Below are 16,526 nucleotides of genomic sequence, written 5' to 3'. Positions count from 1 at the left end.
TCAGTTCTGCGCTGTACCCCCAGTCCACCCCGAAGAAATGCGGGGCGTGGCGTTTCGGCGGTTCGATACGATGAACCGCACGTCACGTCGTACCGGCATATATGAAATGGAGCATCCGAGGATGGCTCGACACCTGATCACCAGCGCGCTTCCCTATATCAACGGGATCAAGCACCTGGGCAACATGGTCGGGTCGATGCTTCCGGCGGATGTGTACTCCCGGTACCTCCGCCAGCGCGGCCACGACGTCCTCTACATCTGCGCCACCGACGAGCACGGCACCCCCGCCGAGCTCGCCGCGAAGGCGGCCGGCCTCTCGGTCGCCGAGTTCTGCGCGCAGGCCCACGACGCCCAGAAGGCGGTCTACGACGGCTTCGAGCTGTCCTTCGACTACTTCGGCCGCAGCTCCTCGGAGCAGAACCGCGAGATCACCCAGCACTTCGCGCGCCAGCTGGAGAAGAACGGCTTCATCGAGGAGCGCGCGATCCGGCAGGTCTTCTCGCCGGTCGACGACCGCTTCCTGCCGGACCGCTACGTGGAGGGCACCTGCCCGCACTGCGGCTACGACAAGGCCCGCGGCGACCAGTGCGAGAACTGCACCCGCGTCCTGGACCCCACGGACCTCATCGAGCCCCGCTCGGCGATCTCCGGCTCCACCGAGCTGGAGGTCCGCGAGACCAAGCACCTCTTCCTCCTCCAGTCCAAGCTGCAGGTCGAGGTCGAGGCCTGGGTCGCGGAGCACGAGGAGGAGTGGCCGCAGCTCGCGTCCTCCATCGCCCGCAAGTGGCTGACCGAGGGCCTGCACGACCGCGCCATCACGCGTGACCTCGACTGGGGCGTCCCGGTCCCCGCCGACACGTGGCCCGAGCTGGCCGCCGACGGCAAGGTGTTCTACGTCTGGTTCGACGCTCCGATCGAGTACATCGCCTCCACCAAGGAGTGGGCGGACGCCGATCCGGCGAACCGCGACTACAAGTCCTGGTGGTACGAGGCCGAGGACGTGCGCTACACGCAGTTCATGGCCAAGGACAACGTCCCGTTCCACACGGTGATGTTCCCCGCCACCGAGCTGGGCACCCGCGAGCCGTGGAAGAAGGTCGACTACGTCAAGGCCTTCAACTGGCTGACGTACTACGGCGGCAAGTTCTCCACCTCGCAGAAGCGCGGCGTCTTCACCGACCAGGCGCTGGAGATCCTCCCGGCCGACTTCTGGCGCTACTTCCTCATCGCCAACGCGCCCGAGTCCGACGACTCCTCCTTCACCTGGGAGCACTTCACCGCCACGGTGAACAAGGACCTCGGCGGCACGCTGGGCAACTTCGTCAACCGCGTCCTGACCTTCTCCCGCAAGAAGTTCGGCGACGAGGTCCCCGCCGGCAGCCCCGCCGGCGAGGCGGAGGCCAAGCTGGGCGCGCAGATCGCCGAACTGCTGGCCGAGTACGAGGGCCACATGGACGCGCTCCAGTACCGCAAGGCCGCGGCCGCGCTGCGCGCCCTGTGGTCCGCCGGAAACGCGTACCTCGACGAGAAGGCGCCCTGGCTGGAGGTCAAGACCGACCTGGAGGGCGCGGCGCTCACCCTGCGCACGGCGATGAACCTCATCCACCTCTACTCGGTGGTCTCCGAGCCGTTCATCCCGGCCTCGGCGCGCGCCATGCGCTCCGCGTTCGACCTCGCCGACGACACGGCGACGTGGATCACCCCGGAGCAGGCCGCCTCCCTGGACGCGGTCCCGGCGGGCACGCCGTTCACGGTCCCGCCGGTGCTCTTCGCGAAGATCACCGACGACGACCTGGAGTCCTACCGCGAGCGCTTCGGCGGCAACCCCGACGCCTAGCCACACAGGATCGACCCGCGCAGGGGCGCGGCCCGAACCGGGTCGCGCCCCTGCGCGCGTTCCTCACGGGCGTACGCCGCCGAAGGCGCGCGGGTTGAAGCGGGTCAGCGCGTGCTCCTCGCGCAGGGACTCCAGCCGCCGCAGCGCGTCCGCGCCGTAGAAGCCCTCCAGCAGCTCCGCGTCCAGCTCGTGGGAGCCGTACAGGTACGGGCGGCCCCCGGCCCGCGCGCAGGCCGCCAGCAGCTCGCGCAGCACCCTGCGGGTCTCGGCCACCGCGGGGGAGCCGGACCCCTCGATGGTGGTGAACACGCCGATCCCGTACTGGACCGGGACGTCGAGCGACGGGGCGAAGACGAACGGCGTCGCCTCCTCGGGACGCCCGATGACCAGGAAGTACAGGCTGATCAGGTGGTCGGCGAACGGGGACTCGCGGGTCAGTTCCTCCAGGGTCTTCGTGATCCCCTCGAAGCCCGCCGCGTCGAAGACGTAGTCGGCCCAGAGGTTCACGCGGGACGCGTCCTGGAGGACGGGCAGCAGGTGCTGCTCGACCTCCTGGTGCAGCAGCAGGGAGTAGTCGGGGGCGGGCAGCACGGTGCCCGGCTCGCCGGCCGCCACCGCTTCCGCGGCCTCGGCGGCGAAAGCGATCTGTGAATACCACGAGGTCCGGTCGTACATGCCGAAATAGCCGGACACCGCGGGATCGTCGGCGACGTTCCTCATGAATTCCGCGAGATCGGATATTCCCGTGTGCGGAATCCTGGAGACGGGAGTGACCGCCCGGTACGGCACGGTCCGGAGCACCACGGTGCTGATGAAACCGACCTGCCCCAGGCCGCCCAGGGCGAACCGGAACAACTCGGAATTCTCCTGACGGGAGCAGGTGCGCGAACGTCCCGTTCCGTCGACGAGTTCGATCTCTTCCACCTGGTCGATCTGGAGTCCCGACCGCAGGGAACCGTGTCCGAAGCCGCCGACCGACAGCGTTCCGCCCACCGTGAGATTCAGATAACTGGGCAGGACGGGATTGGCGCGCCCGTGCCCGTTCAGCCATTTCTCGAGGGCCAGCCAGGTGATTCCGCTCGGGACCTCCACGAGGTGTTCCCCGCCCGCGAAGCGCGGCTCCGCGTCCGCGCGGGCATTGTCCAGCACGGTGCCGGACGCGAGCGTCTGCGTATTGCAGGAGCGGCCGGCGCCCCGTACGGCCGTATCCTTGCCCGAGGCGGCGGCCGCGGCCATGAGGTCGCCGATCTCTCCGTCCCTTCCCTCCCGGACCACCTTTTCGGGGGTGATGGAGAGGGCGTGACCGAAATCGCTGCCGAATGCGCTCATCGTGTGCCACCTTTTTCGCCGGAGTCGGGGAAGCCAGGGGACAGTAACCGGACGCGGTCCCGCTCCGGAAGGACGCGGGCCGCTCGCGGGCCGTCGGCTATAGGGATGCTCCATGCGGGCTCTATCCGCCCCTGTCAGGCTTCCGTAAAAGGCTGACAGCAGTGCGACCGATGGGCGGAGGTAAACCGCTTTGCTTACGCGCAGTGGAGAAAAGGACAGGTCGGAAATCCGGGACGACTTCATCTCGGATTACGACGGGCTCGCCGGCGAGTGGTGGGATCCGAGGGGGGCGCTCGCGCCACTGGGCTGGATCGCACGGGCCCGCGCGCACTTCGTTCCCTCCGCCCGGAACGAGCAGGCCGCCCTGCTCGACATCGCCTGCGGCGGGGGACTGTTCGGCCCGCACGCGGCGGCCAAGGGGTACCGCGTGGTCGGCGTCGACCTGTCGGAGATGTCGCTCCGCGAGGCCCTGCGGCACGGGTTCGACGAGGTCGTCCGGGCGGACGTGTCACGGCTTCCCTTCGAGGACGAGTCCTTCGACGTGGTCACCGCGGGCCAGTGCCTGGAGCACGTACCGGATCCCTACGCCGTGGTGGCGGAGGCCTGCCGGGTGCTGCGTCCCGGAGGCACGCTGATCGTCGACACCATCGCCGACACCCGCGTGGCCCGGCTGGTCTCGATCACCCTCGCCGAGAACCTCCCCCTCCCCGGCCGGCCGCCCCGCGGCACCCACGACCACCGGCTCTTCGTCAACCGGGAGCGGCTGACCCGGGCCGCGCGGGAGAACGGCGTCGAGCTCGAACTGCTCGGCCTGCGCCCGCGGATGCGCGAGATGGCCCGCTTCGCGGCCGGCCGGCTCGACGAGGTGACCATGGTGCGCACCAGGTCCACGTCCGTCCTCTACCTGGGCGTGGGGTCGAAGAAGTGACCCTTCAGCAGCCGAAGCAGCAGCCGAAGCAGCAGCCGGAGCAAGAGCCGAAGCAGCCGCGGCGACAGCCGCCGCAGCCGGTGCAGCCGCCGCAGCCGGTGCGGCCCGGTGCCGTGCGGAGCTGGGTGGCCGGGGCGCGGCTCAAGACCCTGCCCGTCACCTTCGCCCCGCTCGCCGTGGGCCTCGCCATCGCCGCCGGGGCCGGGACCGTCGACCGCTGGCACGCCGCCCTGACGGCCGTGCTCGTCCTCGGCTTCGTCCTCGGGACCAACTTCTTCAACGACTACAGCGACGGCATCCGCGGCGTCGACGACCACCGGGCGGGCCCGGCCCGGCTGGTGGGCTCGGGACGGGCCACTCCCGGCCAGGTCTTCCGGCACGGACTGGCGCTGTACGCCGTCGGGGCCCTGGCCGGGCTGGTCCTGGCCGTACTGGTCTCGTGGTGGGTGCTCGCCCTGACCGTGGCCCTCGCCCTCGGCGGCTGGTTCTACACCGGCGGCGCGCGGCCCTACGGCTACCGCGGGCTCGGCGAACTCAGCATCTTCCTCTACCACGGCGTCGTCTTCGTCTGCGCCCCCGCCGCCATCCAGCTCGGGCACGTCCCCCCGGTCGCGCTCGCGGCGTCCGTACCCCTCGGCTTCCTCGCGGTCGCGCTGCTCACCACGAACAACCTCCGCGACATCCCCACCGACGCCGCCGCGGGGAAGATCACCCTCGCGGTGCGGATGGGCGCCGGACCGACCCGGCGGTTCTACGTCCTCTGCGTCGCCGCGGCCTTCGTGTCCGCGCTGCTCCTCGCCTCCGCCCGGCCCGGGGCCTTCCTCGTCCTCGGCGCGGCCCCGGTCGCCGTCCACCCGGTGCGCCGGGTGCTGGGCGCGGCGGCCGGCCGCGACCTGATTCCGGCGCTGGAGCACACCTGCCTGCTCCTCCTCGCGTTCGGGTCCCTGCTGGCGATCGGCGTGGCCCTGTGACCGCCCGGAGGGAGACGAGGAGCCCCGACCACGAAGTCCTGATCATCGGCGCGGGGTTCTCGGGCATCGGAGCCGCGCTCGGCCTGCGCCGGGCGGGCATCGACGACTTCGTCGTCCTGGAGGAGCGGGACGACGTGGGCGGCAGCTGGTACGCCAACAAGTACCCCGGTGTCGCCGTGGACATCTCCGCCTTCTCCTACTCCTTCGCCACCGAACCCTTCGCCTCCTGGTCCCGGGTCTTCCCTCCGGGGGAGGAGCTCAAGGCGTACGCCGACCACTGCGTCGACGCGTACGCCCTGCGGCCCCATCTGCGCTTCAACTCCCGTGTCAAACGCGCCGCCTACAGCGAATCGGCGCACCTGTGGACCGTGGTCCTCGGCGACGGCACCACCCTGACCGCGCGCTTCGTCATCTGCGCCACCGGATGGCTCACCCAGCCCAAGACGCCCGCCATCGCCGGCCTCGACACGTTCAAGGGCGACCTCGTGCACACGGCGCGGTGGGACCAGTCCCTGGACCTGGACGGCAAGCGCGTGGGAGTCATCGGCACCGGCGCCTCGGCGGTCCAGATCGTCCCGGAGATCGCCGGGCGCACGGAGCGGCTCCACGTCTACCAGCGGACCCCCATCTGGCTGCTCCCGAAACCGGACGTCGCGGTGCCGCAGGCCGTCCGCCGGCTCTTTCGCAGGGTTCCCGCGACGCAGCGGACGATCCGGCTGCTCACGGACGTCGTGACCGAGCTCAGCTTCGTGATCGCCATGGTCCACTACCGGCGCTTCCCCTTCCTCGCGAGGGCCGGGGAAGCGGCGTCCAAGCTCTACCTGCGACGTCAGGTCAAGGGCGACCGCGCACTGATCGCCAAGCTGACCCCCTCCTACCGGGTGGGCTGCAAGCGGCCGTCGCTGAGCAAGGGCTACTGGCGCTCCTTCACCCGCGACGACGTCGAGCTGGTCACCGAACCCATCGAGGAGATCACCCCGTCCGGCATCCGCACCACGGACGGCGAGGAGAGGGACCTGGACGTGCTGATCCTGGCCACCGGATTCCACGTGCTCGACAACCTGCCCCCGTTCCCGATGCGCGGCCGAGGGGGCCGGGACCTCAAGGAGTTCTGGAGGACGGAGCGGTTCCAGACGTACGAGGGCACGTCGATCAAGGGCTACCCGAACCTGTGGTTCATCGTGGGCCCCTACTCCTTCACCGGCGGATCCTGGTTCGGAATGATCGACTACCAGGTGACCCACGCCCTGAGGGTGATCGGCGAAGCCAGGCGGCGCCGTGCCACGGAGGCGGTCGTCCGCCCGGAGAAGCACGACCGCTCCTTCCGCCGGAACCTGCGCCGCATGCGCAACACCGTCTTCCTGGACCCGAGTTGCCAGGGCACGAACAGCTACTACCTGGACGAGCACGGAGACGCTCCGGCGGTCCGCCCCGCCTCCACCTACGAAGCGGCCTGGCGGGCGCGGCACTTCGACCTGGACGACTACAGCTACGAACGGTGACCCCGCGGCCGGTCGGGCCGCAGGGCGACAACCAATGCCTGGGAGGCAGTTGTGACGCGTTTGAGCGAGGTGCGCGGGAAGGACCGGGCCCTGTGCTTCCTGTACGGGGCGTCCGCCCTGACCGGTCTGATCGTCATGGGGTGGATGGCCGTCTCCTTCGTCGTGCAGAACGCCGACGCCGGGGCGCTGGGGGTCGTCGAGAACTTCCTGCGCGATTCCACCACCAACCAGGCGACCCGGTTCGTGTACATGGACCTGGTGCTCACCTGGGCGGCCGTCGGCGCCTACATGATCGTGGAGAGCCGGCGGTTCGGCATCCGGCACGTATGGGCCTACATCCTCGGGGCCCCGGCCATCGCGCTGATCGTGACCTACGGCCTTTTCATGCTCGTCCGCCAGCTGAGGATCGCGGCCCTGCGCGATGCCGACGGCCGGATCGCCGCGGGGGAACGGTTCGCGGCCGCCGAGGAGTTCGCGGACCGGTCCGCCCTGCGGCCCGTGGCGACGACGGCCTCGCGATGAGCGACGGAAACGGGATGGCCGGCAAAATCGCCCTGGTGACCGGCGCGGCGGGCGGCATCGGCTCGGCCGTGGTCCGGCTGCTCGCCGAGCAGGGCACGGTGGTGGCCGCCGTGGACCTGGACAACGGGCAGCTGTGGGAAACGGTCGGGAAGCTCGCCGCCGAAGGCCTGCCGGTCCGCGGCCTTCCGGCGGACGTGACGTCGAGCGCCGACGTCGAAGCCGTGGTGGAGGCGGTGGAGGAGCAACTGGGGCCCATCGACTACCTGGTGAACGCCGCCGGGGTGCTCCGCCTCGGCGAGGTCACCGACCTGAGCGACCAGGAGTGGTACCTCACCTTCGGGGTCATCGCGAACGGGGTCTTCTTCGTGTCCCGCGCCGTCGTCAGCCGCATGGTGGCGCGCCGCAGGGGCTCCATCGTCACCGTCGCGTCGAACGCCGCCGGCACCGCCCGCTCGCACATGGCCGCCTACGCGGCGTCCAAGGCGGCGGCGGTCGCCTTCACCAAGTGCATGGGGCTGGAGGTCGCCCGGTACGGCGTCCGCTGCAACGTGGTCGCCCCGGGCTCCACGGATACCCGCATGCTGCACGGCATGCACGCCGACGGGAGCGCGGTCGCCGCCTCGGTGGAGGGGGACCCGGGGGCCTACCGGACCGGCATACCGCTGGGGAAGGTGGCGAGCCCGGAGGACGTCGCCCACGCCATCCGCTTCCTGCTGTCGGAGGAGGCCGGGCACATCACGCTGCAGGGCCTGACCGTCGACGGCGGGGCGACCCTCGGGGCGTAGCCCGGCCGGCCCCACCGCGCCGCTGCGCCGTACCCGCCCCGCCGTACCGGCACGCCGTACGGGCACCGCCGTACCCCCGCCCCCGTACCCGCCCCGTCCACCGACCGCATCCCGAAAGGACCGACCACCGCATGGCAGGCCTCCCTTCCATCGATCCCTACCCGATGCCCCTGCCCGGTGAGCTCCCTCCCGCGGCGGTCGGCTGGCGGGTGGACCCGCGGCGCGCCGTACTGCTGGTCCACGACATGCAGGAGTACTTCCTCCGGCCGTTCGCCCGGGGCACCTCGCCCCGCGACCCCCTCGTGCGCAACGCAGTCCTGCTGCGCCGGCGCTGCGCCGAACTCGGCGTCCCCGTCGCCTACACGGCCCAGCCCGGCGGGATGACGCCCGCCGAGCGGGGTCTGCTCGCGGACTTCTGGGGCCCCGGGATGCGTACGTCGCCGGAGCACCGCCGCGTCGTCGCCGGACTGGAACCGGCCCCCAAGGACTGGGTGTTCACCAAGTGGCGCTACAGCGCCTTCTTCAACTCGGGCCTGCTGGAACGGATGCGGGCCGAGGACCGCGACCAGCTCGTCGTCTGCGGGGTCTACGCGCACGTCGGGGTCCTGATGACGGCCGTGGACGCGTTCACCCACGACATCCAGCCGTTCCTGGTGGGCGACGCCGTCGCCGACTTCTCCGCCTCCTACCACCGGCTCGCCCTGGAGTACGCGGCCGAGCGGTGCGCCGCCGTGCTCACCACGGCCTCCGTGTGCGAGGCGCTGGCCGCCGCCGCACCGGCGGGAGGCCGGCGGTGACCGGGCCGGGCGCCGTGCCCCCGGACCTCCTCGCCCGGGTCCTCGACGGCTCCGCGGGAGCCTTCGCGCTGTTGTACCGCCCGGAGTCCACGGTCCCGGGCACCCTGGAGGTGCTGCTGGGCGATGCGGCCGCCTGCGCCACGCTGGCCGACCTGCCGCTCACGGAGCACACGGCCCCCACGGCCCCGGCCGGTCCGACCGACCCGGCCGCCCCCGCCGCTCCGCCCGGGGCGGGCGAGGTGCTCGCCCTGGTGCCGTACCGGCAGATCACCGAGCGCGGGTTCGCCGCCCTCGACGACGGCACGCCGCTGATCGCGCTCACCGTCACCGGCCGGCAGGACCTCCCGCTCGCCGAGGCCCTGCGCCGGCTGCCCGACGACCCCGTCAAGGTCGAATCCGAGGAGTTCGACCTCTCGGACGAGGCGTACGCGGACATCGTGCGCCGGGTCGTCGCCGACGAGATCGGCACCGGCGAAGGCGCGAACTTCGTGATCAAGCGGACGTTCACGGCCTGGCTGCCGGACTGCTCGGTCGTCGGCGCCCTGTCCTTCTACCGCCGCCTCCTCGAACGGGAGGCGGGGGCCTACTGGACCTTCCTCGTGCACACCGGCGACCGGATGCTCATCGGCGCCACCCCCGAGCGCCACATCAGCGTCCGGGGCGGCACCGCGGTGATGAACCCCATCAGCGGCACCTACTGCTACCCCCCGGGCGGCCCCACGCTCGACGGCGTCCTGTCCTTCCTGACGGACCGGAAGGAAGCCGACGAGCTGTACATGGTCGTCGACGAGGAACTGAAGATGATGTCCCGCCTCTGCCCGTCGGGCGGGCGGCTCATCGGCCCCCACCTCAAGGAGATGACCCGGCTCGCGCACACCGAGTACCTCATCGAGGGCAGTACCGACCTCGACGTCCGCGAGATCCTCCGCGAGACCCTGTTCGCCCCGACGGTGACCGGCGCACCGCTGGAGAACGCCGCCCGGGTGATCAGCCGCCACGAGACCACCGGACGCGGCTACTACAGCGGCGTCGCCGCGCTGATCGGGCGGGATCCCTCGGGCGCCCGGAGCCTCGACTCCGCCATCCTGATCCGGACGGCCGACATCGCCGTGGACGGCCGGCTGCGCATCGGCGTCGGGGCCACGCTGGTGCGCCACTCCGATCCCGGGGCCGAGGCGCGCGAGACCCGGGCCAAGGCGGCCGGGCTGCTCGCGGCCCTGGCCGGGCCCGCCCCCAGCCGCTTCGCCGCCCATCCCGAGGTCCGTGCCGCGCTCGCCCTGCGCAACGAGAACGTCGCCGGGTTCTGGCTGGACGAACCGGCCGGCAGGGACGGGGCCGGCGCCGAACTGGCGGGGCGCCGGGTCCTCGTAGTGGACGCCGAGGACACCTTCACGGCGATGCTCGCCCAGCTGATCCGCTCCCTGGGCGCGGAGGTGACCGTACGGCGGTTCGACGAGCCGTACGACACCGCGGCGCACGACGTGGTGGTCCTGGGCCCCGGTCCGGGCGACCCCGGTGACCTCGCGGATCCGAGGATCGCGCACCTGCGGGCCGAGGTGTCGCGGCTGCTCGCACGGGAGCGGCCCTTCCTGGGCGTGTGCCTGAGCCACCAGGTGCTGAGCGGGTTCCTCGGTCTCGGCCTGGTCCGCCGCGCGGCACCCAACCAGGGGGTCCAGCGCGAGATCGAGCTGCCGGGAGGGCGCGAACGGGTGGGCTTCTACAACACGTTCGCCGCCCGCGCCGGCGCCGACGTCCTCGACCACCCGGTCCACGGCCGGGTGACGGTCAGCCGGGACCGGGACACCGGAGAGGTGCACGCCCTGGAGGGCCGCCGCTTCGCCTCCGTACAGTTCCACGCGGAGTCCGTCCTGACGCAGGAGGGCCGGCGCATCCTCGGTTCGCTGCTCACCGGGGTGCTGCGGTCGTGAACGCGCACCCGAACGCGAAGGCGAGCGCCACGGCCAGTGTCCACGCCCACGCCCACGCGGCCACGCCGCACGCACTCGTCGCCGGCGGGGGCATAGGCGGTCTCGCCGCAGCCCTCTCCCTCGCCCGACAGGGGCACCGGGTCACGGTCCTGGAGCGCGCGGAGGCCTTCGCGGAGCTCGGCGCGGGCATCCAGCTCGCCCCGAACGCCTTCCGCGCCCTGGACCGGCTGGGCGTGGGGCGGGCCGTGCGCGAGCGCGCGGTGTTCGTCGCCGCACTGCGCTTCATGGACGGGGTCACCGGCGAGAGCGTCGTCGCCCTGCCCCTCACCGAGCGCTACCGGCGCCGGTTCGCGGGCCCCTACGCGGTGGTGCACCGCGCAGACCTCTACGAGCCGCTGCTCGCGGCGTGCCGCGCGGCCGACGGCATCGAACTGGTGACCGGCGCCGCCGTGCGCGCGTACGCGCACCGCCCGTCGGGCGTCACCGTGACCACGGCCGACGGGCGGAGCTTCGCGGGCGACCTGCTCGTCGGAGCCGACGGGATCCGGTCGGCGGTCCGTGCCCAGCTCGTGGGCGACGGAGAGCCCCGGGTCTGCGGGCACACCATCTACCGCTCGGTGATACCGATCGGGGAGGTGCCCGAGGAACTGCGGTGGGACGCGGTGACGCTGTGGGCGGGCCCCCGCTGGCACTTCGTCCACTACCTCATCGGGGGCGGGAAGTACCTCAACCTCGCCGCGACCCTGGACGACGGCGCCCGCGAGCCCGTGGCGGGCCGGCCCGCCGGCCGGGACCTCGTGCGCGCCCGCTTCGGGGAGCTGCGCGGCCCCGCCCGCCGGCTCCTCGAACTGGGCGCGCAGTGGCGCGAGTGGGTGCTGTGCGACCGCGATCCCGTGGACGTCTGGACCGACGGGCGGGTGACCCTGCTCGGCGACGCGGCCCACCCGATGCTCCAGTACGCCGCCCAGGGCGCGTGCCAGGCCCTGGAGGACGCCGTGGTCCTGGGCGAGGTCCTCGGCGGGGCCACCGCCGGCGACGTGCCCGCGCGCCTGGAGAAGTACGCCGCCGAACGCCGCGAGCGCACCGCACGCGTCCAGCTCCTGGCCAGGGAGATGGGCGAACGGCTCTACCACCCCGCCGGGGAGGCCGCCCGCGCGCGCAACGCGATGCTGCGGTCCCTGGGCGAGGACGACCTGTACGCGCACATGGCCTGGCTGCACGGCGCCCGGCCTTCCTGGGAGGAGACAGCATGAACCGTCTGGACGTGAAGCCGAGGCCCCGCGCCGCCGGCGCCGTTGACGTACCCGGCCTGCTGGAGCGGGGGCGCACCCTGTCGACGCCCGCGCTGCGCAAGGCTGTCGCTCGGTTGGCGGCGCCCATGGACACCATCGCCGCCTACCACTTCGGCTGGATCGACGCCGCGGGCAACCCGTCGGACGGCGACGGCGGCAAGGCCCTGCGCTCCGCCCTCGCCCTGATCTCCGCCGAAGCCGTCGGCGCCCCGCCCGCGGCCGGGGTGACCGGGGCGGTCGCGGTCGAGCTCGTGCACAACTTCTCGCTGCTGCACGACGATTTCATGGACGGCGACGAGCAGCGCCGCCACCGCGACACGGTCTGGAAGGTGCACGGTCCGGCGCAGGCGATCCTGGTCGGGGACGCCCTGCTGGCGCTCGCCGGCGAGGTGCTGCTGGAACGGGGCACCGTCGAGGCGAACCGCGCCGCGCGCCTGCTGAACAGTGCCACCCGCAAGCTGATCGACGGCCAGGCCCAGGACATCTCCTTCGAGCAGCGCGGCCGGGCGACGGTCGCCGAATGCCTGGAGATGGAGGGCAACAAGACCGGCGCGCTCCTGGCCTGCGCCGTCTCCATGGGCGCCGTCCTGGGCGGCGCCGACGACGTGACCGCCGACGCCCTGGGGCGCTACGGGTACCACCTCGGGCTCGCCTTCCAGGCCGTCGACGACCTGCTCGGCATCTGGGGCACGCCGGAGCAGACCGGCAAACAGGCCTGGAGCGACCTCAAGCAGCGCAAGAAGTCGCTGCCGGTGTGCGCGGCGCTGGAGGCGGGCGGCCCGGCCGCGGAGCGCCTCGCCGCACTGCTCGCCGCCGACGCGGGGTCCGCCTCCGCGACCGCACCGCACGAGGCGTTCGGCGAGGCGGAGTTCGCGCTCCGGGCCGCCCTGATCGAGGAGGCCGGGGGCCGCGCGTGGACCTCCGCCGAGGCGAGGCGGCAGTACGACACCGCCCTCGACGCCCTCGACGCGGTGCACCTGCCCGAAGAGGTCCGCGAACAGCTCACCGCGCTCGCCGAGTTCGTGGTCGTCCGGCGACGCTGAGAGCCCCGCCGCCGTCACATCGCGGCGCCCAGGGCCAGGAACCCGCAGATCATCACGAAGAGGATGCCGAGCAACGGCCAGACGAAGCGCAGGTACTTGTCGTAGCCGACCTTGGCCAGTGCGACGCCGCCGATGGTGACGGCGGTGGTGGGGACCCAGAGGTTCATCCAGCCGCTCGCCGACTGCCAGGCCGTCACCATCAGCGCGCGGGAGACCCCCGCGAAGTCGGCGAGCGGGGCCAGGATCGGCATGGTGAGCGTGGCGTGCCCGGAGGTGGAGGGGATCAGGAAGGCGAGCGGGAGGTTCACGAGGAAGACGATGATCGCGAACACCCCGGACGAAGTCCCCTTCACCACGCCCTCGATGGAGTGCAGCACCGTGTCGGTGATCTTCGAGTTGTTCATGATGACCGTGACCCCGCGCGCCAGCATGATGACCAGGGCGGGCGAGATGAAGTCCGCGGCGCCCTGGATGAGCGTGGAGCTGAGCTTGGCCTCGCCCATCCGGGCGACCAGGCCGATCAGCACGGCCGCGCAGATGAACAGCGCCGCCAACTGGGCGAAGGACCAGTCCAGTTCCCAGGCGTACGGGGCCGCGTCCGCGTCGCCGGTGAGCGCGCTCGACCAGGGCACCACCGAGAAGATCATGAAGGCGAAGACGAGGACCAGGAGGACCAGTACGGTCTTGTGCAGTCCGGTCAGCTCCGGTTCCGCCTCCTCGTCGCCGGTGGCCTTCTGCTCCCGGTCCCCGGGCAGGAACCCGCAGATCGACTTGGCGGGATCCCTCTGGACCCGGCGCGCGTACCGGATCACGTAGAGCACCGTCACGGTGGTCAGCACGATCCACATGAGGAAGCGCAGCCCGATCCCGTCGCCGAGCGAGATCCCGGCCGCCGAGGAGGCCACGCCCGTCGCGAACGGGTTCACCGTCGAGCAGAGCACGCCGACGCCCGCGCCGAGGATGGCGGCGCCGACCGCGACCAGCCGGTCGTAGCCGAGGGCCAGCATCATCGGCACGAGCAGTCCGTAGAACCCGAGGGTCTCCTCGGCGAAGCCCTCCACGGTGCCCAGGATCGAGAAGACCACCATCACGGCCGCGATCAGCAGCGCCCCGCGGTCGCGCAGCCGGTGGGCGAGGCGGGCGATGCCGCGGTCGAGGGCGCCGGCGGCGAACACGACGGTGATGAAGGCGCCGATGGCCAGCACGAAGAGGAACACGCCCGCGCTGCCGTACAGATCGCCGCTGAAGGTGGGCCCGACCTCGCCGGTCTTGGGGTCCTGGAGGCCGTAGAGCCCGTTGACGGGGGAGAGGAACAGGTCGTTCAGGCGATCGGTGAAGCTCCGGGTCCCCTCGACCCGGTGGTAGGTGCCGGAGACGGGGGAGCCGCTGTCGTCGCGGTCGTACTCGCCGGCCGGGATCAGGAAGGCCAGCAGCCAGATCGCGACGGTGACGATGGCCAGGATGGTCAGCGCGCTGGGGAAGGAGAGCTTCCGCGCGGGCGGCGGCTCCTCCGGCGGAGCCTGCACGGTCGGAATCTGGGGCGGGGCCGGGGGCGGGGGCGTCGTGGTCACTGCCCGCCTCCCGTGGACGGCGGGGCCTGCGCACCGAAGTCCGCCGCGTACTCCCGGACGAAGGCGGCCATCGCGACCACCGTGTTGCGCACCTCGGACAGCAGCACCCGCTCGTTCGGCGCGTGCAGGTTGCACATGCTGTCCTGCGCCCCGAAGAGCAGCACCTCCGCGTCCGGAGCGGCCCGGGCGAGGCCGTTCACCAGCGGGATCGAGCCACCCGTCGCCACGTACGAGGCCTCGGTGCCCCAGGCCTCCTTCAGCGCGGTCAGCGCCGCCCGGTACGCCGGCCCGCCCGTCCGCGCCTCGAAGCCGGGGCCGGTGTCGCCCGGCGTGACGGTGAGCGCGATCCCGAACGGGCGCTGGGCGCGCAGGTGGTCCACGAGCGCCTTCCGGGCCTCCCGCGGGTCCTGGAGCGGGTGGAAGCGCAGGTTCAGCTTGGCCCGCGCGTAGGGGACCACGGCGGAGGCGGCGCCCGCCACGTCCGGGGCGTCCAGCCCGATGACGGTGACCGCGGGCCCGCTCCACAGCCGCTCGCCCAGCGAGCCGGTGCCGATCAGCGGCAGCCCGTCCCGTACGGAGGCCAGCTCGCGGAACTCCTCCTCGGTGTAGGTCGTTCCCTCCCAGGGATCGCGGCGCAGCCCGGGCACCGCCACGTCCCCGTGCTCGTCGTGCAGGGAGGCCAGCGCCCGGAGCAGGACCAGCAGGGCGTCGGGGGCGGCTCCGCCGAACTCCCCGCTGTGGCGCGCCTCCGTGAGGGTGCGCACCTCCACCACGACCTCGCAGGCCCCGCGCAGACCGGTGGTCAGGGTGGGGGTGCCGGGGCGCAGGTTGCCGAGGTCGGCGATGACCATCGCGTCGCAGGCGAACCGGTCCGGATCGGTGGGCGGGTAGTCGTCGAAGGGGCTGCCGTACTCCTCCTGGCCCTCGATCACCAGCTTGATCCCGACGGGCGGGCGGCCGCCGTAGACCCGGAGCATGCCCAGGTGCGCGATCACGTTCGACTTGTCGTCGGCGATTCCGCGCGCCCGCAGGGCGCCGGGGACGCCGGCGACGGGGGTGGGCTCGAAGGGCGGGGAGAGCCACAGGGTCGGGTTGCCGGCGGGCTGGACGTCGTAGTGCCCGTAGAGCAGGACGGTCGGGGCGTCCGGGTGCGGGGGCGGGATCTCGCCGTAGATGACCGGGGCGGTGTCGGGGAGGTCGATCCGCTCGATGGTGGGGACGCCCGCCTCGCGCAGCAGGGAGACGAGCAGGTCGTGCGCCTCCTCGACGGGCTCCGACGGGTAGCCGGGGAAGGCGACCGAGGGGATCGACGCGATCCGCTCCAGGTCGGCCCGCAGGCCGTCCATCAGGGCGTCGACCTGTGCTTCGAGGGTCTGCGAGCCGTCCGCGTCCACCTGCCACCGTCCCTGTGCTCCCCGGGGCGACCCCGCTGAGCTGCGGGATCGGGTTCTCCGATCATCGGCGGGGGGAGCGGGCCGCGCCGTGGCGGAGTGGGCCGGGCGGGTGAAGGACGGCCGCCGGGTCGCGGGCGCGCGACGGCGCGTCGGGGTGGTGCGGGACGGCGCGCCTGCCGGTGCGGGGCCGGGACGGGCCGGGGGCCGTGCCGGCGCGCGGTGGCTCGAACTGGGCGGCCGAGGGCCGATCTTGACCTGTCTGCCGCGTGTCGAAGCACCGCCGTGATCGTTTCTTCAGGCGTAGTCCTCATCCCTGCGGCGGAATCGGGAGAACGCGCGGTGACCGCTTGGCAGTACTTCGCCGGGGCCGGCCTGGTGGCGGCGCTCTGCCCGTTGCACGGTCACGTCGCGGTGGCCGGGGACGGCCACGGGCGCGGCGCCCGGGTCGACCTGTGCGTTCCGGCCGGGTCGCAGCCGGGGCCGCGCCCGGGTCCCCGGCCGTCCGCGCCGCGGCCCTCGGCGGCGCTTCCGGGCCCGGGCTGAGGCCGTAGATCACCAGTCCGGTCAGCGCGGTGGAGATGGCCGCGTACGCGAGGTCCAGCACGGTCACGCCCTGACCCACCGCCC

At 72.5% G+C, this 16,526-nt stretch carries 13 protein-coding genes; 10 read left to right on the top strand and 3 right to left on the bottom strand.

Features of this window, described 5'->3' with window-relative positions:
* Positions 1-121 precede the first annotated feature (121 nt).
* Positions 122-1,837 carry a methionine--tRNA ligase gene (gene metG / locus ACWCP2_RS31930; RefSeq protein ID WP_450912045.1) on the top strand — a complete coding sequence of 572 codons (1,716 nt, stop codon included), beginning with the start codon at positions 122-124 and terminating at the stop codon, positions 1,835-1,837.
* A 63-nt stretch (positions 1,838-1,900) separates the two neighbouring features.
* Here metG and ACWCP2_RS31925 read toward each other — a convergent pair whose 3' ends face one another.
* Positions 1,901-3,166: an FAD-binding protein gene (locus ACWCP2_RS31925; RefSeq protein WP_450912044.1), complete on the bottom strand. Its 1,266-nt coding sequence runs from the start codon at positions 3,164-3,166 to the stop codon at positions 1,901-1,903.
* A 190-nt stretch (positions 3,167-3,356) separates the two neighbouring features.
* On the opposite strand from ACWCP2_RS31925, the gene ubiG reads away from it, so the two are divergent.
* The 9 genes from ubiG to ACWCP2_RS31880 all read left to right on the top strand — a co-directional run bounded on the left by ubiG (position 3,357) and on the right by ACWCP2_RS31880 (position 12,934).
* Positions 3,357-4,094, top strand: coding sequence for a bifunctional 2-polyprenyl-6-hydroxyphenol methylase/3-demethylubiquinol 3-O-methyltransferase UbiG (gene ubiG / locus ACWCP2_RS31920; RefSeq protein ID WP_450912043.1), 738 nt, complete (start codon positions 3,357-3,359; stop codon positions 4,092-4,094).
* Positions 4,091-5,065, top strand: a complete 975-nt coding sequence (locus tag ACWCP2_RS31915) for a 1,4-dihydroxy-2-naphthoate polyprenyltransferase (RefSeq protein WP_450912042.1) — start codon at positions 4,091-4,093, stop codon at positions 5,063-5,065. Before ubiG ends, ACWCP2_RS31915 begins: the two co-directional genes overlap by 4 nt.
* Positions 5,062-6,567, top strand: a complete 1,506-nt coding sequence (locus tag ACWCP2_RS31910) for a flavin-containing monooxygenase (RefSeq protein ID WP_450912041.1) — start codon at positions 5,062-5,064, stop codon at positions 6,565-6,567. The genes ACWCP2_RS31915 and ACWCP2_RS31910 overlap by 4 nt, the downstream gene beginning before the upstream one ends.
* 51 nt (positions 6,568-6,618) lie before the next feature.
* Positions 6,619-7,089, top strand: a complete 471-nt coding sequence (locus ACWCP2_RS31905) for a DUF2834 domain-containing protein (RefSeq protein WP_450912040.1) — start codon at positions 6,619-6,621, stop codon at positions 7,087-7,089.
* A 14-nt stretch (positions 7,090-7,103) separates the two neighbouring features.
* Entirely contained in the window at positions 7,104-7,874 is a 771-nt protein-coding gene (locus tag ACWCP2_RS31900) for a 2,3-dihydro-2,3-dihydroxybenzoate dehydrogenase (RefSeq protein WP_450912084.1), read from the top strand.
* Between the two features lie 131 nt (positions 7,875-8,005).
* Positions 8,006-8,671 (top strand): isochorismatase family protein, encoded by a 666-nt coding sequence (locus ACWCP2_RS31895; RefSeq protein ID WP_450912039.1) that lies wholly within the window; start codon positions 8,006-8,008, stop codon positions 8,669-8,671.
* On the top strand, positions 8,668-10,599 hold the full coding sequence (locus tag ACWCP2_RS31890) for an anthranilate synthase family protein (protein WP_450912038.1): 1,932 nt from the start codon (positions 8,668-8,670) through the stop codon (positions 10,597-10,599). The genes ACWCP2_RS31895 and ACWCP2_RS31890 overlap by 4 nt, the downstream gene beginning before the upstream one ends.
* Before the next feature lie 92 nt (positions 10,600-10,691).
* Positions 10,692-11,852: a 3-hydroxybenzoate 6-monooxygenase gene (locus ACWCP2_RS31885; RefSeq protein WP_450912083.1), complete on the top strand. Its 1,161-nt coding sequence runs from the start codon at positions 10,692-10,694 to the stop codon at positions 11,850-11,852.
* A complete protein-coding gene (locus ACWCP2_RS31880) occupies positions 11,849-12,934 on the top strand; it encodes a polyprenyl synthetase family protein (protein ID WP_450912037.1) in 1,086 nt (361 codons plus the stop codon). The genes ACWCP2_RS31885 and ACWCP2_RS31880 overlap by 4 nt, the downstream gene beginning before the upstream one ends.
* Before the next feature lie 14 nt (positions 12,935-12,948).
* Here ACWCP2_RS31880 and ACWCP2_RS31875 read toward each other — a convergent pair whose 3' ends face one another.
* Together ACWCP2_RS31875 and ACWCP2_RS31870 are read right to left on the bottom strand one after the other, a co-directional pair.
* Complete coding sequence (locus tag ACWCP2_RS31875) at positions 12,949-14,460, bottom strand: YfcC family protein (protein WP_450912082.1); 1,512 nt, start codon at positions 14,458-14,460, stop codon at positions 12,949-12,951.
* Positions 14,461-14,501: 41 nt separating this feature from the next.
* On the bottom strand, positions 14,502-15,899 hold the full coding sequence (locus ACWCP2_RS31870) for a M20/M25/M40 family metallo-hydrolase (RefSeq protein ID WP_450912036.1): 1,398 nt from the start codon (positions 15,897-15,899) through the stop codon (positions 14,502-14,504).
* Positions 15,900-16,526 lie beyond the last annotated feature (627 nt).

Source organism: Streptomyces sp. NPDC002104, from assembly GCF_053593795.1.
This window is presented reverse-complemented; position numbering and strand designations above follow the sequence as displayed.